Source organism: Blastococcus sp. SYSU DS0669 (assembly GCF_054050895.1).
In genome coordinates this window covers 205773-227491 of sequence record NZ_JBJHAE010000006.1, presented here as the reverse complement: position 1 = coordinate 227491, position 21719 = coordinate 205773, and the positions used below count along the sequence as shown (strand labels likewise).

21 protein-coding genes are annotated in these 21719 nt (G+C 74.5%); 6 read left to right on the top strand and 15 right to left on the bottom strand.

Features of this window, described 5'->3' with window-relative positions; all coding sequences use genetic code 11:
- Positions 1 to 24: 24 nt before the first annotated feature.
- Both rsgA and ACI792_RS09580 read right to left on the bottom strand, forming a co-directional pair.
- On the bottom strand, positions 25 to 1035 hold the full coding sequence (rsgA, locus tag ACI792_RS09585; protein ID WP_456602392.1) for a ribosome small subunit-dependent GTPase A: 1011 nt from the start codon (positions 1033 to 1035) through the stop codon (positions 25 to 27).
- Between the two features lie 63 nt (positions 1036 to 1098).
- Complete coding sequence (locus tag ACI792_RS09580; RefSeq protein ID WP_456602391.1) at positions 1099 to 2385, bottom strand: adenylosuccinate synthase; 1287 nt, start codon at positions 2383 to 2385, stop codon at positions 1099 to 1101.
- A 119-nt stretch (positions 2386 to 2504) separates the two neighbouring features.
- On the opposite strand from ACI792_RS09580, the gene ACI792_RS09575 reads away from it, so the two are divergent.
- The 3 genes from ACI792_RS09575 (at position 2505) to ACI792_RS09565 (ending at position 5110) form a co-directional block, all read left to right on the top strand.
- Entirely contained in the window at positions 2505 to 3119 is a 615-nt protein-coding gene (locus tag ACI792_RS09575) for a hypothetical protein (protein ID WP_456602390.1), read from the top strand.
- A 99-nt stretch (positions 3120 to 3218) separates the two neighbouring features.
- The gene (locus ACI792_RS09570; protein WP_456602389.1) at positions 3219 to 4289 is read left to right on the top strand and encodes an ABC transporter permease; all 1071 of its coding nucleotides are present in this window, start codon (positions 3219 to 3221) and stop codon (positions 4287 to 4289) included.
- Positions 4286 to 5110 (top strand): ATP-binding cassette domain-containing protein, encoded by an 825-nt coding sequence (locus ACI792_RS09565; protein ID WP_456602388.1) that lies wholly within the window; start codon positions 4286 to 4288, stop codon positions 5108 to 5110. The genes ACI792_RS09570 and ACI792_RS09565 overlap by 4 nt, the downstream gene beginning before the upstream one ends.
- 38 nt (positions 5111 to 5148) lie before the next feature.
- Here ACI792_RS09565 and ACI792_RS09560 read toward each other — a convergent pair whose 3' ends face one another.
- The 7 genes from ACI792_RS09560 to ACI792_RS09530 all read right to left on the bottom strand — a co-directional run bounded on the left by ACI792_RS09560 (position 5149) and on the right by ACI792_RS09530 (position 11228).
- Positions 5149 to 5292: a GPGG-motif small membrane protein gene (locus ACI792_RS09560; RefSeq protein WP_346620395.1), complete on the bottom strand. Its 144-nt coding sequence runs from the start codon at positions 5290 to 5292 to the stop codon at positions 5149 to 5151.
- A 152-nt stretch (positions 5293 to 5444) separates the two neighbouring features.
- On the bottom strand, positions 5445 to 5867 hold the full coding sequence (locus ACI792_RS09555) for a DUF3151 domain-containing protein (RefSeq protein WP_456581060.1): 423 nt from the start codon (positions 5865 to 5867) through the stop codon (positions 5445 to 5447).
- Between the two features lie 2 nt (positions 5868 to 5869).
- A complete protein-coding gene (gene fbaA, locus ACI792_RS09550; RefSeq protein ID WP_456581059.1) occupies positions 5870 to 6904 on the bottom strand; it encodes a class II fructose-bisphosphate aldolase in 1035 nt (344 codons plus the stop codon).
- 126 nt (positions 6905 to 7030) lie between these two features.
- The gene (locus tag ACI792_RS09545; protein ID WP_456602387.1) at positions 7031 to 8383 is read right to left on the bottom strand and encodes an FAD-dependent oxidoreductase; all 1353 of its coding nucleotides are present in this window, start codon (positions 8381 to 8383) and stop codon (positions 7031 to 7033) included.
- Positions 8380 to 9798 carry an FAD-binding oxidoreductase gene (locus ACI792_RS09540; RefSeq protein ID WP_456602386.1) on the bottom strand — a complete coding sequence of 473 codons (1419 nt, stop codon included), beginning with the start codon at positions 9796 to 9798 and terminating at the stop codon, positions 8380 to 8382. The genes ACI792_RS09545 and ACI792_RS09540 overlap by 4 nt, the downstream gene beginning before the upstream one ends.
- A 117-nt stretch (positions 9799 to 9915) precedes the next feature.
- On the bottom strand, positions 9916 to 10518 hold the full coding sequence (gene pyrE / locus ACI792_RS09535) for an orotate phosphoribosyltransferase (RefSeq protein ID WP_456602385.1): 603 nt from the start codon (positions 10516 to 10518) through the stop codon (positions 9916 to 9918).
- 44 nt (positions 10519 to 10562) lie between these two features.
- Positions 10563 to 11228, bottom strand: coding sequence for a fasciclin domain-containing protein (locus ACI792_RS09530; RefSeq protein ID WP_456602384.1), 666 nt, complete (start codon positions 11226 to 11228; stop codon positions 10563 to 10565).
- Between the two features lie 241 nt (positions 11229 to 11469).
- On the opposite strand from ACI792_RS09530, the gene ACI792_RS09525 reads away from it, so the two are divergent.
- Complete coding sequence (locus ACI792_RS09525; protein WP_456581054.1) at positions 11470 to 11931, top strand: hypothetical protein; 462 nt, start codon at positions 11470 to 11472, stop codon at positions 11929 to 11931.
- A gap of 13 nt (positions 11932 to 11944) precedes the next feature.
- On the opposite strand, the gene ACI792_RS09520 is transcribed toward ACI792_RS09525, so the two are convergent.
- Together ACI792_RS09520 and clpB are read right to left on the bottom strand one after the other, a co-directional pair.
- Positions 11945 to 12427, bottom strand: coding sequence for a hypothetical protein (locus ACI792_RS09520; protein WP_456602383.1), 483 nt, complete (start codon positions 12425 to 12427; stop codon positions 11945 to 11947).
- Between the two features lie 508 nt (positions 12428 to 12935).
- Positions 12936 to 15521 (bottom strand): ATP-dependent chaperone ClpB, encoded by a 2586-nt coding sequence (clpB, locus tag ACI792_RS09515; protein WP_456581052.1) that lies wholly within the window; start codon positions 15519 to 15521, stop codon positions 12936 to 12938.
- 207 nt (positions 15522 to 15728) lie between these two features.
- Here clpB and ACI792_RS09510 point away from each other — a divergent pair, with 207 nt between their 5' ends.
- Together ACI792_RS09510 and ACI792_RS09505 are read left to right on the top strand one after the other, a co-directional pair.
- The gene (locus tag ACI792_RS09510; protein ID WP_456602382.1) at positions 15729 to 16205 is read left to right on the top strand and encodes a MarR family winged helix-turn-helix transcriptional regulator; all 477 of its coding nucleotides are present in this window, start codon (positions 15729 to 15731) and stop codon (positions 16203 to 16205) included.
- A 76-nt stretch (positions 16206 to 16281) separates the two neighbouring features.
- Complete coding sequence (locus ACI792_RS09505) at positions 16282 to 16719, top strand: OsmC family protein (protein WP_456581050.1); 438 nt, start codon at positions 16282 to 16284, stop codon at positions 16717 to 16719.
- 75 nt (positions 16720 to 16794) lie between these two features.
- On the opposite strand, the gene ACI792_RS09500 is transcribed toward ACI792_RS09505, so the two are convergent.
- Genes ACI792_RS09500 through ACI792_RS09485 form a run of 4 tightly spaced genes read right to left on the bottom strand, consistent with a single transcriptional unit; the run spans position 16795 to position 21705 of the window.
- Positions 16795 to 18270 (bottom strand): dihydroorotase, encoded by a 1476-nt coding sequence (locus ACI792_RS09500; RefSeq protein WP_456602381.1) that lies wholly within the window; start codon positions 18268 to 18270, stop codon positions 16795 to 16797.
- Complete coding sequence (locus tag ACI792_RS09495; protein WP_456602380.1) at positions 18267 to 19673, bottom strand: FAD-dependent oxidoreductase; 1407 nt, start codon at positions 19671 to 19673, stop codon at positions 18267 to 18269. The genes ACI792_RS09500 and ACI792_RS09495 overlap by 4 nt, the downstream gene beginning before the upstream one ends.
- Positions 19670 to 20314: an aspartate/glutamate racemase family protein gene (locus tag ACI792_RS09490; protein ID WP_456602379.1), complete on the bottom strand. Its 645-nt coding sequence runs from the start codon at positions 20312 to 20314 to the stop codon at positions 19670 to 19672. Before ACI792_RS09490 ends, ACI792_RS09495 begins: the two co-directional genes overlap by 4 nt.
- Positions 20315 to 20346: 32 nt before the next feature.
- Entirely contained in the window at positions 20347 to 21705 is a 1359-nt protein-coding gene (locus ACI792_RS09485; RefSeq protein WP_456602378.1) for an MmgE/PrpD family protein, read from the bottom strand.
- Between the last annotated feature and the right edge of the window lie 14 nt (positions 21706 to 21719).

Here is a 21719-nt window from a genome sequence, read left to right as displayed (position 1 = left end):
TCCCGGCGCGGCCCACCCAGCGGCTCAGCGCGAGCCGGCCCGCCGCCTGGCCGCGGTGTCGTCCGGAGGACGACGGTGTCGTCGCGCCCGGGCGTCGACGCGGAGCTGCTGGCGGTGCGCCTCCGCCTGCAGCTTCCGCCACGAGGTGAAGCGGGCCGGGTCGAGCAGCCCGTCGTCGATGGCGGCGGCGACGGCGCAGCCGGGCTCCCTCCGGTGCCCGCAGTCGCGGTAGCGGCACCGGGTCGCCAGCTCCGTGACGTCGGCGAACACCCGGTCGACGCCGTCCGCGTCGTCGTGGAGGCCCAGCTCGCGCATGCCCGGGGTGTCGATCAGCAGCCCGCCGCCGGGCAGCCGGTGCAGCTCCCGCGCGGTGGTCGTGTGCCGCCCCCGGCCGTCGTCGCGGATGTCGCGGGTGCCGGCCACCGTGCACCCGGCCAGCGCGTTGGCGAGGCTGGACTTCCCGACCCCGGAGGGGCCGACCATGGCGGCCGTGGAACCGGGCGGCACGAGCGCCCGCACGGCATCCAGGCCCTCCCCCGTGACCGAGCTGACCGCCAGCACCGGGACGCCCACGGCGTCGTCCGCCACCTGCGCCACCCCGGCCGGCACGTCGGGGCAGAGGTCGGCCTTGGTGAGGACGACGACCGGCGCGGCACCGCTGCTCCAGGCCACGGCGAGGTAGCGCTCCACCCGGCGCAGCCGCGCGGGGCCGATCAGCGCGTCGACCACCAGGACGGCGTCGACGTTGGCGGCCACCACCTGCGCGGCGGAGGTGCGGCCGGCGGCGGTGCGCGTGAAGGCGCTGCTGCGCGGCAGCACCGCCACCGCCAGGTCACCGCGCAGGGCGACCCAGTCGCCGACCGCGGGGCCGGCCGGGGCGTCCTTCAGCGCCGCCCCGAGCGCCACCCGTCGCTCCCCGCCGCCGGTGAGGACGCTGAGCCGGCCGCGGTCGACCCGCCCCACCCGGCCGGGCTCGCACCCCGGTGGCAGCGCGGTCGCGCGGTCCGGCGTCCAGCCCAGATCGGTCAGCTCCACGCGCGGCATCGTGGCCCCGGGCGGCCCCGGTTGTCGCTCGATTTACCGGCAGAGGGTGCTTCTTCAGATCAGGTCGTGGATGACCACGTTCTCGTCGCGGCCGGGGCCGACCCCGATGACGCTGATCCGGGCCCCGGAGAGCTCCTCCAGCCGCCGCACGTAGGCCTGCGCTGCCGCGGGCAGGGAGTCGAAGGTGCGGCAGTCCCGGATGTCCTCGAACCAGCCCGGCATCTCCTCGTAGACCGGCTTCGCGTGGTGGAAGTCGGTCTGCGTCATCGGCATCTCCTCGTGCCGGACGCCGTCGATCTCGTAGGCCACGCAGATCGGGACCGTCTCCAGGCCCGAGAGCACGTCCAGCTTGGTGAGGAAGTAGTCGGTGATGCCGTTGACCCGGCTGGCGTAGCGGGCGACGACGGCGTCGAACCAGCCGCAGCGCCGGTCGCGCCCCGTGGTGACGCCGACCTCCCCGCCGTGCTTGCGCAGGTACTCGCCCCACTGGTCGTGCAGCTCGGTCGGGAAGGGACCGGAGCCGACGCGGGTCGTGTAGGCCTTCAGGATGCCGACGACGCGCTCGATCCGCGTGGGGCCGACACCGGCGCCGACGGCCGCCCCGCCCGCGGTCGGGTTGGACGAGGTGACGAACGGATACGTGCCGTGGTCGACGTCGAGCAGCGTGCCCTGGGAGCCCTCGAGGAGCACCCACTCGCCGGCGTCGAGCGCCTGCCCGAGCAGGAGGCGGGTGTCGACGATGCGGTGCTTCAGGGCCTCGGCGTACTGCGCGTACTCCTCGACGACCTCGTCGACGTCGATGGCCTTGCGGTTGTAGACCTTGACGAGGATCTGGTTCTTCTCCTGCAGCGTGCCCTCGAGCTTCTGCCGGAGGATCGACAGGTCGAGCAGGTCCTGCACGCGGATCCCGCCGCGGGCCACCTTGTCGCCGTAGGCGGGGCCGATCCCACGCCCCGTGGTGCCGATCTTGCGCTTGCCCAGGAACCGCTCGGTGACTTTGTCGAGGGCCCGGTGGTGCGGCATGATCAGGTGCGCGTCGGAGGAGATGACCAGCCGCGAGGTGTCCACCCCACGCTCCTCCAGCCCGGCGAGCTCGCGGATCAGCACCTCCGGGTCGATCACCACGCCGTTGCCGATGACCGGCGTGCAGCCCGGCGTCAGGATGCCCGACGGGATCAGGTGGAGGGCGTACTTCTCGCCATCGGGCGTGATCACCGTGTGCCCGGCGTTGTTGCCGCCCTGGTAGCGGACGACGTAGGGGACGCGGCCGCCGAGCAGGTCGGTGGCCTTGCCCTTGCCCTCGTCGCCCCACTGGGCACCGATCAGCACGACAGCGGGCATCGGCTCGTGGCTCTCCTGTCCGGCGGGGTGGCGGCGCGGTCCTGCAGCTCGACACCCGGGTCGATCCGTCCGGCAGGTCGGCCGGGACGGTGGGGTGGGACGGGTGACAGGGTATCGGCATGTCGTCGGTCGAGCTGGACCTCCGCCGCCTGGGCCCGGCGGAGGCGCCGCTGCGCAGTCAGCTGACGCCGGTCGCCACGGCCGGGCAGCTGGTGGTGCGCGGCCCGGTGGCGGGGCTCTCGGCGGTGCTGGCCGCACTGCTCAAGGCCGGCCGGACGGCGGAGGTGCCGGTGGCCTGGGAGCCGTCGGGCGACAAGTCCTCGACCGCCCTCGCCCGCGCGCTGGGGATCGGGACCGGCGGGCCGCGCGACCTCACCCTCGTCCGGGACGACCACGGCGGCGTGCTGCTGCACCACGGGCGCATCGAGGCCCCCGGCACCGGCCGCCGGTCCCTCTCCCGGCGGCTGGGTCTGCAGGCGTACCACGACGACATCAAGGTGGCCGACGGCGAGATCACCCGCATCGACGTGCGGCCGGACTGGACCGCCGTCGACACCATCGGCGTGACGGTGATGACCCAGCCGCTGCGGCCGACCCGGCAGACCAGCGGCCGGGCGCTGCAGGTCGCCTCCGACCTCGCGCAGGTGGTCCGCGACGGGGTGCCGTACGTGCGCTCCGTCGACCGGTGGACCTGGTACGCCGACGACCGGGTGCGGTGGCGCCTGGTCCCCTAGGAGCGCCCTGCGCGGGGCCGGGGCCGTCATGGACACTGGGGGCACCCGACCGCCCGAGGAGGACCCGCTGCCGACGTCCTGCTGCTCCGTCGGGTCGCCGTGCCGGTGATCACCGACCCGCGCACCGCCTTCGGCTCCCGCATCGCCCCGGTGCCCGCCCACCGCCGCTTCCTGGCGCGCGCGTTCGCCCGCCCGAGCCTCCCCGCCGTCGTGGGGCTGGTCGTCGTCGTCGCCTTCTTCGCCCTGCGGGTGCCCGCCCTGCTGAGCCCCTTCGGCCTGGCGACGGTCCTGGACACCGCGGCGCTGCTCGGCATCGGCGGGGTCGCCGTCGCGCTCCTGCTGGTGGCCGGGCAGTTCGACCTCTCGGTCGGGGTGGTGGCCGTCGCGAGCTCGCTGCTGACGGCGCTGCTCATCGGGTACGCGGGCTGGAGCACCTGGCCGGCCCTGCTGGTCTCCCTGCTGGCCGCGCTGCTGGTGGGGGTGGTCAACGGTGTGCTGGTCGTGAACACCGGCCTGCCCAGCTTCCTGGTCACCCTGGCGACCTTCCTGATCCTGCAGGGCACCTCGCAGGCCGGCGCGCAGGAGGTGGCCGGCGGCACGCGGGTCAGCGGCCTGGACGAGAGCCCCGGCTGGACCTCCGCGACCGCCGTCTTCGACGCGACGGTCCAGCTCGGCAACGGCCGGTTCAGCATCAGCATCCTGTGGTGGCTGGGGATCACGGCGCTGGCCACCTGGGCGCTGTGGCGGACCAAGTTCGGCAACGCGGTCTTCGCCAGTGGTGGCGCCCACCAGGCGGCGCGCGAGCTCGGCGTGCCGGTGCGGCGGACGACGGTGGCGCTGTTCTGCCTCACCGCGGCCGCGGGCTGGCTGCTCGGCACCATGACCCTCGTGCGGCTGGCCAGCGTCCAGGCCGGCGGGACGGTGGGGATCCTCAGCGGGATCGACTTCATCGTCGTGGCGGTCATCGGCGGCTGCCTGCTGACCGGTGGCTACGGGTCGGCGATCGGCGCCTCCGTCGGCGCCCTGCTCTACTCGGTCGCCCGGGAGGGCATCACGCTGGCGGACTGGGACACCCGCTGGTTCCAGGCGCTCCTGGGCGTGCTGCTGCTGGTCGCGCTGCTGGCCAACGGCGAGGTGCGGCGGCGCCTCCGCGCGAGGCCGCGGTCGTGACCGGCCCCGAGCAGCCGGCCGGCGAGGCGACCCCCGTCCTCGAGCTGCGCGGCGTCACGGTGCGGCACGGCAGCGTGCCGGCGCTCAGCCGGGTCAACGTCGCCCTGGTGCCCGGGCAGATCACCTGCGTCCTCGGGGAGAACGGCTCGGGGAAGTCCACGCTGGTGCAGGTGGTGTCCGGGTACCGGTGCCACGACGAGGGCCAGCTGCTGGTCGCGGGCGTGCCCACGAGATTCCGCTCGCCGCGGCAGGCACGGGAGGTGGGGATCGCCACCGTGTGGCAGGACCTCGCCGTCGCCCCGCTGCTGTCGGTCTGGCGGAACTTCTTCCTCGGCGCCGAGCCCACCCGGGGGGTGTGGCCGCTGCGCCGGCTGGACGTGGACGGCGCCCGCGAGACGACGGTGCGCGCCATGGCACGGGTCGGCGTCACGAACCTGGACCCCGACCAGCCGGCCAGCGCCCTGCAGGCCGGGGAGCGGCAGAGCCTCGCGGTCGCCCGCGCCCTCCACTTCGGCGCCCGGGCCCTGGTCATCGACGAGCCCGTCACCCCCATGACGGTGGCACGCCAGACGCTGTTCGGGCAGGCGGTCCTCGCGGCGCGCGCGCAGGGGCTGGCGGTCGCCGTCGTCACCAACAACCCGCGGTACGCCCATCTCATCGGCGACCGGTTCCTGCTGCTGGCGCACGGGCACGTGGCCGGCAACCTGACGCGGGAGGACGTCGACTCCGACGGGCTCACCGCGCTCATGGCCGGCGGGGACCAGCTCACCACCCTCACCGACGCGCTGACCGCGCTGCACCCGGAGCTCGGCGAGCGGTGAATCCCCCGGGCCCCCGCCGTGCGGGGGCCCGGGGTCGATCAGGTGAAGATGCTCACCCCGCCGGGCCCGACCAGCAGCCCGAGGACGATGAGCACGATCCCCCAGACGATCTCCTTGCGGACGATCGCGACGACACCGGCGACCACGAGGACGACGGCGAGGATCCAGAGCAGGGTGGCCATCAGAGGTCTCCTCTCCAGGGCGCCTTTCTGGCGCCGAGCACTCTGCGTAGTGATCACGACGGCGCCGATCCAAACCCGTCGACCCGAAAGTGCAGTTGGACGCGGAACGGGCGGCCCGCACACGGGGACCGCCCGTTACCGATCGTGAACGATCAGATGGCCAACGTCGGATCGCAGTCCCGGAGCAGCTGGGTGCAGCGTTCGGCCTCCGCCGTCTCGCCGATCGCCTCGGCCGCCCGGGCGAGGACGGTGACGCAGCGCAGGAACCCCTGGTTCGGCTCGTGCGACCACGGCACCGGGCCGTAGCCCTTCCACCCGTTGCGGCGCAGCGCGTCCAGCCCGCGGTGGTAGCCGGTGCGGGCGTAGGCGTAGGCCTGGATCGTGTCGCCCAGCGCCCGCTCGGGACGGCTCATCGCCTCCTCGGCCAGGCCCGCCCACACCGCGCTCACGGTCGGGTGGTGGGCGGCGACCTCGGCGAGCGTGGCGCCCTGGGCGAGCTCGGCGTCGGCCTCGGGCGTGGCCGGCAGCAGCGTGGCCGGCGGCTCGCCCAGCAGGTTGCCGTGGGAGTGGCTCATCGTCACGCGCCCTGCGACTGGCCGGCCGACAGCAGGTGCTCGCACGCCTCGACGACGCGAGCGGCCATGCCGGTCTCGGCGGCCTTGAGGTAGCTGCGCGGGTCGTAGGCCTTCTTGTTGCCGACCTCGCCGTCGATCTTCAGGACGCCGTCGTAGTTGGCGAACATGTGCCCGGCGATCGGCCGGGTGAAGGCGTACTGGGTGTCGGTGTCGACGTTCATCTTCACGACGCCGTAGGAGATCGCCTCGCGGATCTCCGACTCGGCCGAGCCGGAGCCGCCGTGGAACACCAGGTTGAACGGCTTGGCGTCCTCGCCCAGGCCGAACTCCTCGGCGACCAGCGCCTGGCCGCGCTGCAGCACGTCCGGGCGCAGCTTGACGTTGCCCGGCTTGTACACCCCGTGCACGTTGCCGAAGGTGGCCGCGAGCAGGTAGACCCCGCGCTCGCCCAGCCCGAGCTGCTGCGCGGTGCGCAGGAAGTCGCCGTCGGCGGTGTAGAGCTTCTCGTTGATCTCGGCGACGACGCCGTCCTCCTCACCGCCGACGATGCCGATCTCGAGCTCCAGGACGATCTTGGCGGCCGCCGACTTCTCCATCAGCTCCTCGGCGATGTCGAGGTTCTCGCCGAGCTCGATCGCCGACCCGTCCCACATGTGCGACTGGAACAGCGGCGCCTGCCCGGCGTCGACCCGGTCCTTCGACAGCGCGATCAGCGGGCGCACGTAGGAGTCGAGCTTGTCCTTCGGGCAGTGGTCGGTGTGCAGCGCCACGTTGACCGGGTACTTCTCCGCGACGACGTGGGCGAACTCGGCCAGCGCGACCGCGCCGGTGACCATGTCCTTCACCCGGGTGCCCGAGCCGAACTCCGCGCCCCCCGTGGAGAACTGGATGATCCCGTCGCTGCCGGCGTCGGCGAACCCGCGCAGCGCCGCGTTGATGGTCTCCGAGGACGTGCAGTTGATCGCCGGGTAGGCGAACCCGCCCTCCTTCGCCCGGCTGATCATGTCGGCGTAGACCTCGGGGCTGGCGATGGGCATGCGGCACTCCTCCGTCGGGAACGGCTGTACGGCGCTGTACGTGCGGACGTCGGTGATCAGTATCGCGCCGCGCCTCCCCCGGCGACACCGTGGGCCGCAGCTGCCCCCGACCGGGCGACCGCGCGGTCAGCCCTGCTCGATCCGGCTGACCACCCGGGCGGCGACGACCACCGGGTCGTAGGTGGGCGAGAACGGCGGGGCGTAGGAGAGGTCGGAGCCCGCGAGGTCCTCGGCGGTCATCCCGGCCCAGATGGCGGTGGCCAGGACGTCGATCCGCTTGCCGCTGCCGGGGCCGCCGACGATCTGGGCGCCGATCAGCCGCCCCGACCCCGCTTCGCTGATGAGCTTGATCGCGATCTCCTCGGCGCCGGGGTAGTAGCCGGCCCTCGTCGTCGCCTCGATCGTGTCGGTGCGGTGGTCGAAGCCCGCCTCCTCGGCCTCGGTGGTGCACAGCCCGGTGCGGCTGATCTCCAGGTCTCCCACCTTGGTGAGGGCCGTCCCCAGGACGCCGGCGAAGCGCGCCGCCCGCCCGCCGATCACCGAGCCGGCCACCCGGCCCTGCTTGTTGGCGTGGGTGCCCAGGGCGACGTGGGTGGCCTCGCCGGTGACCCGGTGGAAGGTCTGCGCGCAGTCGCCGGCGGCGTAGATCTCCGGGTGCGAGCGGGTGCGCTGGGTGCGGTCGACGGCGATGGCGCCGGTGGTGCCCAGCCGGATCCCGGCCTGCTCGGCCAGCCCCACCTCGGGGCCCATGCCGAGACCGAGGACCACCAGGTCGGCGTCGTAGCTGCCGGCGTCGGTGCGCACGCCCCGCGCGCGGCCGGACCCGTCGACCAGGATCTCCCGCACCGCCTGGTCGGGGTGCATCTCCATGCCCATGGCGCCCATGCCGGCGCAGACCCGCTCGGCCATGTCGGCGTCCAGCAGCTGCATCGGCAGCGGGTCGGCGAGCACCACGGTGACCTCGAGCCCGCGGCGCTGCAGCGCCTCGGCCATCTCCAGCCCGATGTAGCCGCCGCCCAGCACCAGGGCGCGGCGCGGGCCGGCGTCCAGGGCGGCCCGGATGGCGGCGCCGTCGTCGAGCCGGTGGACGCCGAAGACGCCCGGGGAGTCCAGGCCGGGGATCGGTGGGCGGTTCGGTCGCCCGCCGGTGGCCACGAGCAGCCGGTCGTAGCCGACCCGCTCGCCGGCGTCGGTGACCACCTTCCCGGCGTCTGCGTCGATCTCCACCGCCCTCGTGCCGGTGTGCACGGTGATGTCCCGGGCGGCGAACTCCGCCGGCGTGCGGGCGATCAGCGCGTCGCGGTCCTCGACCTGCCCGCCGATCCAGTACGGGATGCCGCACGCGGAGTAGGAGACCACGTCGCCCTGCTCCAGGACGACGATCTCCAGGTCGTCGGCGCCCCGGAGCCGGCGCGCCTGGGCCGCGGCCGACATCCCTGCCGCGTCGCCGCCGATGACGAGGAACCGCTCTCTGGTCATCGCCCCAGCGTGGCACCCGCCGGCGTGCTGCGGAACACCGTGCCGGGGTTGAGCAGGCCGGCCGGGTCGAGCGCGGACTTGATCGAGCGGTGCACGTCCAGGGCCACCGGGCCGATCTCGCGCTCCAGCCAGTCGAGCTTGATGGTGCCGACCCCGTGCTCGCCGGTGATCGTCCCGCCCAGCGACAGCCCGAGGGCGAGGATGTCGTCGAACGCCGCGTAGGCCCGCTCGCGCTGGTCGGCGTCCGAGGCGTCGAAGCAGACGGTCGGGTGCATGTTGCCGTCGCCGGCGTGGCCGACGACGCCGATGACGACGTCGCGGTCGGCGGCGATGCCGTCGCAGCCGTCCAGGAATCCGGCGATCCGCGAGCGGGGCACGGCGACGTCGTCGATGAGCACCGCGCCCCCGACCCGCTCCAGGGCGGGCAGCGCCATCCGCCGGGCCGCGAGCAGCAGATCGCCCTCGGCCTGGTCCTCGGTGGAGTGCACGAACTGGGCGCCTGCCTCCTCGCAGAGCGCGGTGAGCGCCGCGATCTCCTCGGCGGCGGCCGCGCCGCCCGCGTCGGACTGGGCCACCAGCAGCGCGCGGGTGTCGTGGTCCAGGCCGGCCCGGAGCACCTGGTCGACGGTGCGGATGCAGGTGCCGTCCATGATCTCCAGCAGGCTGGGCACCAGGCCGCCGGTGACCACCCGCTCGACGACCTGCCCGGCCTGCGCCGTCGTCGCGAAGGAGGCGGCGAGGGTGACCGGGGCCTTCGGCGCGGGGCGCAGCGCCAGCGTCGCCTCGGTGATGACGCCGAGCGTCCCCTCGGAACCCACGAACAGGCGGGCCAGGTCGTAGCCGGCCACCCCCTTGACCGTGCGCCGGCCGGTGCGCAGCACGCGCCCGTCGGCGAGGACGACCTCCAGGCCGAGCACGTAGTCGGTGGTGACGCCGTACTTGACGCAGCAGAGGCCGCCGGAGTTGGTGGCCAGGTTGCCGCCGATCGTGCACCAGTCGTAGCTGGAGGGGTCCGGCGGGTAGAAGAGCCCGCTACCGGCGACGGCGTCGCGCAGCTGCTTGTTGACGACCCCCGGCTGGACGACGGCGAGCCGGTCGGCCGTGGAGATCTCGAGGACGGCGTCCATGCGGGTCATCACCAGCGTGATCCCGCCGTCGACGGCGTTGCTGCCGCCGGCCAGCCCGGAGCCCGCACCGCGGGGCACCACGGGGATGCCGTGCCGCGATGCGACCCGCAGCACCGCGGCGACCTCCTCGGTGCGGCGGGGGAAGACCACGGCCGCGGGCGTGCCGGCGGGCGCCATCATCGCCTGGTCGCGGGCGTAGGAGGTGGTCACGTCCGGATCGGTCAGGACGCTGTCGGGGCCCAGGGCGTCGGTCAGCTCGGCGAGCCACGTCGCCGTCGTCGTGGTCACCGTCACACCGTAGGACCACCGGCGATGATCAGGTGACCTGATCACGCGGTGTCCTCCCTCAGCGCCCACGGTGAGGGAGGACGCTCCATGATCAGGGTCCCTGATCCCAGCGGGCCGTCAGTCGAGGCCGAGGTCGGCGAGGGTGAACGCGGCCCGGTACTCGTACCCGGCCTCCTCGACCGCCGCGCGCCCGCCCCGGTCGACGATCACCGCCACCGCCACCACCTCGGCGCCGGCCTCCTGCAGCGCCTCCGCGGCGGTCAGCGGGCTGCCCCCGGTGGTGGAGACGTCCTCGACCACGAGGACGGCGCGCCCGGCGACGTCCGGGCCCTCGATCCGCCGCTGCAGGCCGTGCGCCTTCCCCGCCTTGCGCACCACGAAGGCGTCGAGGAAGCCCTCCCCCGCCGCGGCCGCGTGCAGCATCGCGGTGGCGACCGGGTCCGCCCCGAGGGTGAGCCCGCCGACGGCGTCGTAGCGCAGGTCGCCGGTGAGCTGGCGCATCACCCGGCCCACCAGCGGCCCGCCCTCGTGGTGCAGCGTCAGCCGGCGCATGTCGATGTACCAGTCGGCCACCTGCCCGGAGGAGAGCGTGACCTTCCCGTGCACCACGGCGAGATCGATGATCAGCTGGAGCAGCCGGTCGCGGTCGGGCAGCGAGGCCGCGCTCCCGGGGCCCGCGCCGAGGGACGAGGTGTGGGGGGGAACGTGGTCCTTCTGCATGCCCGGACCCTACTGAGCCGACGGTCCCACGGCGGACCACCAGGTCAGCCGGCGGCGGGCTGGAGCACCTGGTCGATGATGTAGACGGTGGCGTTGGCGGTCTGCACGTTCCCGCAGATCACCGAGGCCTCCGTACCGACGACGGTGGCGTCCGTCCCGATGGTGAAGTCCTCGCCCGAGCCCTCGATCGTCACCTCGTCGTTGTTCAGCGTGGTGTGCGTGCCGGCGAGCTCGCCGGGGGCGAGGCGGCCCGGGAGGACGTGGTGGGTGAGCACCGCGGTCAGCGCCGGGGTGTCGGCGAGCAGGCCCTGCAGCGCGTCGGCCGGGAGCGCCTCGAACGCCGGGTTGGAAGGGGCGAGCACGGTGATGTCCTGGGTCGTGTCGAGGGTCTCGACGAGGTTGGCCGCCTGCACCGCCTGCACCAGCGTCGACAGCGCCGGGTTGGTGCCGGCGGCGGTGAGCACCGGGGCGGCGCTCATGGCCTGGAAGCTGCCGGGGCCCTCGGCCGGGACCGCCGCGCAGCCCTCGCCGAACGGCCCACCGGGGACGGGGACGGCGGCGCTGCTCTCCGGGGCCGGGCTGCTGGTGCCGGGCGCCGTGGTGGCGGCGCTCTCGGCCGCGGGGTCGTCGTCGGAGCCGCAGGCGCTGAGCGCGATCCCGAGGCTCGAGACGGCGGCGAGCAGGATCCCGCGGGGGAGCGTGCGCGTCATGGTGGTGCTCCTGTTCCTCGTCCGGCGCGACGGCCGCGTCGCGGTCGATCCTCGTGGGGCACCGGCCGCGGTGCGGCCGGTGGGGCGTGGCCGGGACCACCCGGACCGGGCCGGTCGTCGCGCGGGGGCGCCGGCACGGTCACGAACGGTGTTCCCCTGCCGGGGCCGATCCGGATTCGACTCGAGCGGGAAACCCGGCCACCGCGCCGGCCCGGGGCGGGCCGTCTGCCAGGCTGGAGGGGTGCCGGCCGATCCCCGCTCCCGCCCCGTCGACGGCGACGCGACCCCGCAGGCCCCGCCGTCGGTGCGGGTCGCCATGGCGCTGCTGGCGACGCTCGCCGTCCTGCTGCTGCTGTACGTGACGATCACCTGGCTCGGCCGCGACGGCGTCACCCAGGCGCTCACCGAGGCCGGGCTGACCCCGGACGAGGCCCAGCAGTTCCTGCTCGTCAACACCACCGCCCCGCTCGTCCTGGGCATCACCTACGCCGTCTCGGCCTGGGCGGTGTCCCGCCACCGCCGGTGGGGGCTCTGGGCCGGCGTGGTCTCGACGGTCCTCCTGGCGCTGGTGCTGCTCTCCACGATGCTCACCGCCGGCGGGGTCACCGTCGTCGCGCTGCTGCTGCTGGTGCTCTCGGTCGCGGCGGCGGCCAGCCTGGTCGCGCGGACGACGCGGGACTGGCTGGCCGCCGGCCGGGCCTGAGCGACCTCGGGGCTCAGCCCTGCCCGGTGGCGCGCTGCCACTTGCGGAAGCGGTACCAGTCGTTGGACGGCTTCGCCGCCAGCAGCACCACCCCGACCCCGGTCAGGATCAGCTGGAACCAGGAGAGCGCCGTCACGAAGGGCAGCGGCCCGCTCGCGACGGCGTTGAATGGCCCCGCGAGCAGCGCCAGGCCGCCGAGGACCCACAGCAGGATCCGCGCCCAGTTGCGCCCCTGCCAGGCGAACCACAGGAAGAGCAGCTGCAGGGCGAGGAGGAGGATCGTGAAGCCGATCGTCACCTGACCCACGAGCTCGGCGAACGCCTCCGCGTCGAGGCCCTCGAACTCGGGGCCCTGGAGATCGGTGCCCGACCGGTCGAGGGTCCAGGTCACGAACCGGTCCCAGTTGAGCAGCGTGACGACCGCCGCCACCGCGCTGAGCACGAGCGAGGCGAGGAAGGCGCCCAGCCCGGCGCGGACGGTGAGCGGGCGCTCCATCGGCTGGGGCGCGTCCGGGCCCCAGCCCTGGGGCGCCGAGGGGGCCGGGGCGTAGCCGTACGGGTTCTGGCCGTAGGGGTTCGGCTGCCCCTGGCCGTAGGGGCTCTGCGGCGGCTGACCGCCGTACGGGGGCTGGCCGTAGGGAGGCTGTCCGTAGGGAGGCTGTCCGTAGGGAGGCTGTCCGTAGGGAGGCTGTCCGTAGGGAGGCTGTCCGTAGGGAGGCTGTCCGCCGTACGGGGGCTGGCCGCCCTGCGGTGGCTGCCCCGGCGGCGGACCCCAGCCCGGCTGCTGCTGGCCGCCCTGCCCCTCGGGCTGCCCCTGCTGCCGACCGTGCTGGTCGTCCTGGCCCGCCGTCATCGTTCCTCCGCTCGTCGTTCCCCGTCGCCGCGATCATGGACGACGCCTTCCGGGCGGACCAGCACGGCACGCGGTCGCACCCGTTCGGCCACCGGCGCCCGCCGGACCCGGCCGGGTCCGGCGGGTGCGGGGCGCCCGTCGTGCGTGCGGGTCACGCGCCGCGGGCGACAGTCAGGCCCTCGACGTCGCCGCCCGGCCAGTCGACGACGACCTCGTCGCCGTCCCGGATCTCGCCGGACAGCAGCGCCTTCGCGAGCTGGTCGCCGATCGCCGACTGCACCAGCCGGCGCAGCGGGCGGGCGCCGTAGACCGGGTCGAACCCGTTGAGCGCCAGCCACTCGCGCGCCGCGTCGGTGACGCGCAGCGTCAGCCGGCGGGCGGCCAGGCGGCGGGCCAGGACGCCGACCTGGATGTCGACGATCCCGGTCAGCTCCTCGCTGCCCAGCGCCCGGAAGACCACGACGTCGTCGAGCCGGTTGAGGAACTCCGGCTTGAAGTGGCCCCGGACGACCCCCATCACCGCGTCGCGGCGCCGCTCCTCGGGCACCGACTGGTCGGCGATGAGCTGCGAGCCGAGGTTCGACGTCAGGATCAGGATGGTGTTCCGGAAGTCCACCGTCCGGCCCTGCCCGTCGGTGAGCCGGCCGTCGTCCAGCACCTGGAGCAGCACGTCGAAGACGTCGGGGTGGGCCTTCTCCACCTCGTCGAGCAGCACGACGGTGTAGGGACGGCGCCGGACCGCCTCGGTGAGCTGGCCGCCGGCCTCGTAGCCGACGTAGCCGGGCGGCGCGCCGACCAGCCGGGCCACCGAGTGCTTCTCGGAGTACTCGCTCATGTCGATGCGGACCATCGCCCGCTCGTCGTCGAACAGGAACTCCGCCAGCGCCTTGGCCAGCTCCGTCTTGCCGACGCCGGTGGGGCCGAGGAAGAGGAACGACCCGGTCGGCCGGTCGGGGTCGGCGACGCCGGAGCGCGCCCGCCGGACCGCGTCGGAGACGGCCCGCACCGCGTCGGGCTGCCCGACGACCCGGCCGGCGAGGCCCTCCTCCATGCGCAGCAGCTTCTGCGTCTCGCCCTCGAGCAGCCGGCCGGCCGGGATGCCGGTCCAGGCCTGGACGACCTCGGCGATGTCGTCGGGGCCGACCTCCTCCTTGAGCATGGAGTCGCCGGTCTCGACGGACGCCTCGGCCTCGGCCAGGGACTTCTCCAGCTGCGGCAGCCGGCCGTAGCGCAGCTCGGCGACCCGCGCGAGCTCGCCGTCCCGCTCCGCCCGCTCGGCCTCGAGGCGCAGCCGCTCGAGCTCCTCCTTGATCGCCTGGATCCGGCCGATGGCGCTCTTGTCCTGCTGCCAGCGGGCGGTCAGCTCGGCGAGCTCCTCGCGCTTGTCGGCGAGGTCCTCGCGGAGGGCGGCCAGCCGCTCGACCGAGGACGGGTCGTCCTCCTTGGCCAGCGCCATCTCCTCGATCTCCAGCCGGCGCACGGCCCGCTCCACCTCGTCGACCTCGACGGGGCGGCTGTCGATCTCCATCCGCAGCCGGCTGGCGGCCTCGTCGACCAGGTCGATCGCCTTGTCGGGCAGGAACCGGGAGGTGACGTACCGGTCCGACAGCGTGGCGGCCGCGACGATCGCACCGTCGGTGATGCGGACGCCGTGGTGCACCTCGTAGCGCTCCTTGAGCCCGCGCAGGATGCCGATGGTGTCCTCGACGCTCGGCTCACCGACGAAGACCTGCTGGAAGCGGCGCTCCAGCGCCGGGTCCTTCTCGATGTGCTCCCGGTACTCGTCGAGCGTGGTCGCGCCGACCATGCGCAGCTCACCGCGCGCCAGCATCGGCTTGATCATGTTGCCGGCGTCCATCGCGCCGTCGCCGGTCGCGCCCGCGCCGACGATCGTGTGCAGCTCGTCGATGAACGTGACGATCTCGCCCTCGGCGTCGGTGATCTCCTGGAGGACGGCCTTGAGCCGCTCCTCGAACTCACCGCGGTACTTGGCGCCGGCCACCATCGAGGCCAGGTCGAGCGCCATCAGCCGCTTGCCCTTGAGGCTCTCCGGGACGTCGCCGGCGACGATCCGCTGGGCCAGCCCCTCGACGATCGCCGTCTTGCCGACGCCGGGCTCGCCGATCAGCACCGGGTTGTTCTTGGTGCGGCGGGACAGCACCTGGACGACGCGGCGGATCTCGGTGTCCCGGCCGATGACCGGGTCGATCTTGCCGTCGCGCGCCCGCTGGGTCAGGTCGACGGCGTACTTCTCCAGCGCCTGGTAGGTCGCCTCCGGGTCGGCGGTGGTGACCTTGCGGTTGCCGCGCACCGTGCGGAACGCGGCCAGCAGCGCGTCAGGGGTGGCGCCCGCGCTGGTGAGCACGGCGGCGGCCTCCCCCTCCGAGCCGGCGAGCGCGACCAGCAGGTGCTCGGTGGAGACGTACTCGTCACCGAGCGCCCCGGCCTGCTCCGAGGCGGCGTTGATCACCCGGAGGAACTCCCGCGAGGGCGAGGGGGCCGACACGGTGGCACCGCTCACGCTCGGCATGCGGCGCAGCGCCGCGTCGGCCTTGCTCCGCACGTCGGCCGGGTCGGCCCCGACCGCGGTGAGCAGGGGGCCGGCGATGCCGTCGGCCTGCTCGACGAGGGCGACCAGCAGGTGCAGCGGCTCCAGAGCCGCCTGACCCCGGCCGACGGCGAGGCGCTGGGCACCGGCGACCGCCTCCTGCGAACGGGTCGTCAGCTTGCTCTCCATGCTGGGGGGCACGTCCTTCCTGTCTCGGGCACGCCGTCCGTCACGTAGCCGGCGTCATCGGTCGTTGCAACGAGCCGGGGGTTGAGTCTGTTCCGCTCAACTCTGCCGGGTTCGACCCTCCACCCGCCGCGTCCCCGGACCACCCTCAGGGGCGAGGTAGGGGCGAAAGGTCCCGGCCGCGTTCGCGGAGCCCCCTAGACTGGCTCCATGACCGCCCTGCCGGCTCCGAGCGTCGCGCTCGACGACCAGCTGTGCTTCGCGCTGTACGCCGCGTCCCGCGCGGTGACCGCGCGGTACCGCCCCATGCTCGACGCGATCGGTCTCACCTACCCGCAGTACCTGGTGATGCTGCTCCTCTGGGAGCAGGACAACCAGACGGTCGGCCAGCTCGGCTCCCGGCTGGCACTGGACAGCGGCACCCTCTCCCCCCTGCTCAAGCGGCTGACCGCGGCGGGTCTGGTCACGCGGCACCGTCGCGTCGAGGACGAGCGCTCGGTCTCCATCGCCCTCACCGACGCCGGCCGGGCCCTGGAGGACAAGGCCGTGGCCATCTCCGAGGAGATGATCGGGGCCATCGGGTTCGACGCCAGCGAGTTCGACGACCTCAAGGCGCGGCTCCGGCTGCTCACCGAGCGGGTCAACGGGACGACCGAGGTCGCCGACCACCCCGACTCCGCACGGTAGGTCGCCCCGCGGGCGGGTAGGAGGGCGGCCACGGCGCCGCCCGAGCCAGAGGCGGCCACGGCCCGGAAGGGGCAGCATGCCCACACGTACCGCCCGTACCGCCTGGAACGGCACCCTGCAGGAGGGCTCGGGGCAGGTGGAGCTCTCCAGCTCCAAGATCGGCACCTACGAGGTCTCCTTCCCCAAGCGGGCCGCCGACGAGGCCGGGGGCACGACCAGCCCCGAGGAGCTGATCGCGGCGGCGCACTCCGCCTGCTTCGCGATGGCGCTCTCCAGCGAGATCGGGAAGGCCGGCGGTACGCCGCAGTCCCTCGAGGTCTCGGCCGACGTCACGCTCGGCCAGCAGGACGGCGCTCCCACCATCACCGGCATCACGCTCACCGTGCGGGGCGAGGTCGAGGGCCTGGACGCCGCCGGCTTCGACAAGGCCGCCCAGGCCGCCAAGGTCGGCTGCCCCGTGAGCAAGGCGCTCACCGGCACGGAGATCACCCTGGACGCCTCCCTCGAGGGCTGACCACGCACGGACGCCGACGGCCCGCCTCCCTCCGGGGAGACGGGCCGTCGGCGCTCCGGCCGGGGTCCGGCTGCCTCAGCCGGTGTAGGGCCGGTGCAGGTAGCGGCCCGTCGGGCTGCCGGTGATCGCTCCGTCGGCGAGGACCTGGGTGCCGCGCACCCACGTGTCGGTCACCTTCGCGCCGAGCTCGAAGCCCTCGAAGGGCGTGTACTCCTGCGTCGACTCGGACTTCGCCGCCTCGACCGTCCAGGTCGCCGACGGGTCGACCAGGCAGAAGTCCGCGTCGTAGCCGACCCCGATCGTCCCCTTGCCCGGCAGCCCGTAGCGCCGGGCCGGGTTCCAGGAGGTCAGCTCCGCGATGCGCCGGTAGGACAGCCCCCGGCGGCTCCCCTCGCCGACCAGGCCGGGGAGCAGGTACTCGGCCCCTCCGAAGCCCGACTTGGCGAGGAAGATGTCGTCCCGCGGCTCGCCGAACTTCTGCTCCTCCTTGCAGCAGGCGTGGTCGCTCACGACCCAGTCCAGGTCGCCGGCGAGCAGGTGCTCCCACAGGGCCTCGACGTCCTCGCGCGGCCGCAGTGGCGGGTTCACCTTGCCGCCCAGCCCGTGCGCGGTGTCGATGTCGGCCAGCAGGTGGCCGATGGTGACCTCGCGCCGGAAGTCGACGTGCGGGAAGACCTTCGCCATCCGCAGCGCCGCGGTGAGCGCCTTGCGAGAGGACAGGTGCAGCAGGTTGATGCTGGGCAGCTGGGTCTCGTCGGCGAGGAACGACGCGATCGTGATGGCCAGGCCCTCGGAGTGCGGGGGACGGGAGGCGCTGTAGGCGGCCAGGCCCGTCAGCGTCCCCTCCTCCATGACCATCCGGGTGTAGGCGGTCATGATCTCGGCCGTCTCGCAGTGCAGGGACAACGAGACGTGCGGCGCCTTGTCCGCCAGCTTCTCCCGCGCCTCCTGGATGCCGCGCATGACGAACTCGAAGTGGGCGAGGTCGTAGCGCTCCCCCTGCGGGATCATCAGGAACGAGCTCTGGTCGGACGACGCGCCGTGCAGGCCGTGCCCGCCGTAGAACATGAAGATCTTGAACGAGGTGACGCCGAACTCCTCGATGAGCTCGGGGATCTCGGCGATGTGCTCCTGCGACATCGGCGCGAGGTGGAAGGCGTAGTCGATGTAGGAGCGGCCCTCGGACGCCGCGAGCACCTTGGGGAAGAACTGCCGGTAGGGGCCGCCCTCGTTGAGGTAGTACTGCCCGGTGCGCATGTAGGTGAGCCCGGTGGTGACGCCGCCCTGCGCGCTGGCCCGGCTCTCGGTCTCGGCGTCCTCGCCCAGCGGGTTGTAGATCCCCCAGTGCTGGTGCGCGTCGACCACGCCGGGGAAGGCCACCCGGCCGCGGCCGTCGACGACCACGTCGGCGTCCTCGGCGGGGATGTCCCGCTCCACCCGGACGAACTTCCCGTCGGCGACGCCGAGGTCGAGGGCCTCGCCGTCCTCGGCGCCGGGGACGTCCGGCCGGACGACCGTGACGTTCTTGACAAGGGTCTGGAGGCGGGTCATGCGGTTCCTTCCTCGGAGGGGGTGGCGGCCGGCCGGCCGTGGCCCGCGGCCACGTGGTCGGCGGCCAGGTAGGCCAGGCCCAGGGCGGGCAGGAGGCCGTTGCCGGCCAGGTAGCCGGCGGCGCCGTGACCGGAGATCCCGGCCGCCGCCCCGCCGGACGCGTAGAGCCCGGGGATGACCGAGCCGTCGGGGCGGGTGACGCGGGCGTGCTCGTCGACGACGAGACCGCCCTGGGTGTGGAAGAGCGCCGGCACGACGCGGACGGCGGCCAGCGGCGGGGCGAGCTCGGCCTCGAAGGAGGTGCGGCCGAAGCGGTCCTCGGCCTCCCCGCGCGCCAGGGCGGCGGCTGCGCCGAGCTCCTCGGCCAGCGTGTCGGCCGGTAGCCCGGTGGCCGCGGCGAGGCCGGCGACGTCGTCGGCCCAGACCAGGGCGCCGCCCTCGATGGTCTGGCGGAAGTCGGTGAACGGCAGGCAGGCGTCGTGGATGCGCTGGTCCAGGACGATCCAGGCGGTCGCGCCGGGCTGCCGCGCGATGACCGCGGCGTACTCGGAGTAGCCCGACGTCTCGTCCCCGAAGCGCCGGCCGTCCTGGCCGACGATCACCGCGCCGTGCATGACCGTCGCCCAGCCCACCAGGGTCGACGACCGCGCCGCCAGCGCCCCGTGGCCCTGGTAGGCGTCGAGGTAGCCGGTGGCCGCCCCGAGCTCCGCGCCGATCCGCAGCGCGTCCCCGCGGGAGGCCTCGCTGCCGTGGTAGACGGCGTCGGCGATCTCCGGGAGGTGGCGGGCGACCAACGCCCGGTCGGCGCCGTAGCCGTTGGTCGCCAGCAGCACCGCCGGCGTCTCGACCTCCTCCGCGGCGCCGTCGGGCGTCTCGATGACCGCGGCGCGCACCCGGCCCTCGTCGTCGAGGAGGACGTCCACCAGCTTGGCGGGGACCAGCAGGTCGATCCGCTCCTCGGCCTTCACGGCGGCGACCAGGTGGTCGAGCAGGACGGTGCCGTGCCGGCCCTCGATCGTGTGGCAGCGGTCGGCGGTGTGACCCGGGTAGTGGAAGTCGGTGACGAGCGCGAGCGGCAGCCCGACGTCGTCGGCCAGCCACTCCACCAGCGGCGCGCTCACCTCGGCGAGGGCCCGCGCAAGCCGCTCGTCGGCCTCCCCCTTCGTCTTGCGCCGGATGTCCTCGACGTAGAGATCCGGCGAGTCCTCGATGCCGGCCTCCCGCTGGAAGCGCGATCCGGCGCCGGGGATCATCGCCGTCGACATCGAGGTGTTGTTGCCGCGGCGGAAGTGCTCGCTGACCTCGACGACCAGCACGTCCAACCCGTGCTGCGCCGCCCGCAGGGCCGCGGCCAGGCCGCCGCCCGCCCCTGCGACGACGAGGTCGGGTCCGGTGTCGCTCACGCCGCCGCCTCCCCCGCGGCGATCAGCCGCAGGGCCAGGGCCGTGGGGTCGACCACGCGCACCGGCCAGTCCGCGGCCTCCGCCGGCAGGTCGACGGCGCTGCAGCCGTTGACCAGGTCGCCGGCGCCGGCCCGGCTCATCCGCCCGACCACCGCCTCCAGCGACGCCCCCCAGCGATCGGCCTGGTGGATGGCGTCCACGTCCAGGTCGAGCACCTCCACCCCGGTGAAGGAGCCGCCCAGGCCGTAGACGTCGACCTGCCGGGCGAGCTCGTCGGCGATCGGCCGGTTGCGGGTGACCGCCCCGACGGAGCGCCCCGCGAGCGCGCTCCAGGTCATGCTCGTGCGCAGCAGGCCGAAGACGGGACGGCCGAGGGTCCCGGCCAGCGCGGGGACGCCGGGGTCGAGCACGCAGTCGGGCAGCAGCGCGTCCGCCTCGTCCGGCGCCGCGCGGAGCGCCTCGGTGACCATGCCCTCGCTGTCGCGCACCTGCTGCTCGGTGTCCAGGGCGCGCGGGGCCCCGGAACCGATGTCGTGCAGTTCCACGCTCAGCCCCGGCGGGCAGAGGGCGTCGTAGCGCGCCTGCCGCCGGGCCAGCTCCTCGGCGGGGACGTGGATCGGGGTGACGGCGTAGATGCGCACGGAGCTCCTCGGGGTTCGGTCGGACGGGCGGGTCATCCGGCCAGCCGTCCGAGCAGGGGGGCGACGTCCGGGGCGTCGGGCAGGCCCGCGGCGACCTCCCGGACGGTGGCCACGACCTCGTCGTCCCCGAGCAGCGCGGAGAGCAGCGCGACCACGTCGTCCTCGTCGAACGGGTGGTGGGCGGCGTCGCCGACCGGGTTGGGGACCTCCAGCGCGAGCTCCCGCCCGGCGGCCCGGACGGTCACCCGGGCGGCGCGCTCGTCGGGCAGCCGGGCGTCGAGGTCGTCGGCGCGCACGACGCGGACCCGGCCGGCCAGGTGCGTGACGCGGGCGTCCGAGCGGGCCTCCGCCGCGGACGCCTCGGGCCCCACGTGCCCGTGCACCAGCGCCGCGGCCACCACGAACGGCACGCTGAACAGCGCGCCGAGACGGGAGTCCCAGGAGGTGCGCGCCAGGCCGGCGGCCAGGGAGTGCGTCTCGACGACGACCTCGTCGACGTCGGTGGGGTCGGTCAGCTCCGGGCGCAGCCGCAGCACCGCGTCGGCCACCGGGTGGGTGAACGAGCACGACGCGTGCCGCTTGAAGTAGCCGTGCCGCACGTCCCACCGCTCGCCGAGCGCCTCGGTCAGGGCCGCGGCGTCGAAGGAGCCGAGCAGCTCACCCAGCGAGCCGGCCGCCGTCCCGGTGTTGCGGGCCACCCCGGCGGCGGCCATCCGCGCGGCGGCGAGCCCCGCGACGTTGGACGCCGACATCCACGCGTCCCGCACCGGGTTGCCGTCCAGCGCCGAGTCGAAGTGGCCCGCCACGGGCAGGCCGGCCCCGGTGTCGACGGCGGCGGCCACCCCGTCGGCGTCGAGGCCGAGCAGCCGGGCGCAGCCCGCGGCCGCCCCGGCCACCCCCCAGCTGCCGTGGGGGTGCATGCCGGGGCGCAGCCGGGTGGCGCGGCCGAAGCGGGCGGCGACCTCGTAGGCGGCCATCAGCGCCGCGGCGGTGTCGGGGCCGGGCGCCCGCAGGTCGGCCGCGAGCGCCAGGACCGCGGGCAGGCCGTGCGCGCCGGGGTGGCCCTTGGCGTACTTGTGGCCCTCGTCGAGCTCCAGCCGCACCAGCGCGCTCGCGTTGAGCCAGGCGGCGGCCTCGACCGTCGTCGACAGCCCCCCGCCGACCAGCGGCGCCGGCCCGGCCCCCGGGCGCCACGCCGCCACGAGCGCCCGCTGCTCGGGCTGGCGCGCCCCCAGGACCATGACGCCGAAGGAGTCCAGGAGCACCAGCCGCAGCCGCTCCCGCGCGTCGGCCGGGACGTCGGCCCACCGCAGCCCGGCCGCCCACGCGCCGAGGGCCTGCGTCGCCTCGCGCGCCTCGTCGGCGGGCGAGCGCAGCGCGGCGGCCGTCACCGGTCGTCCTGCCG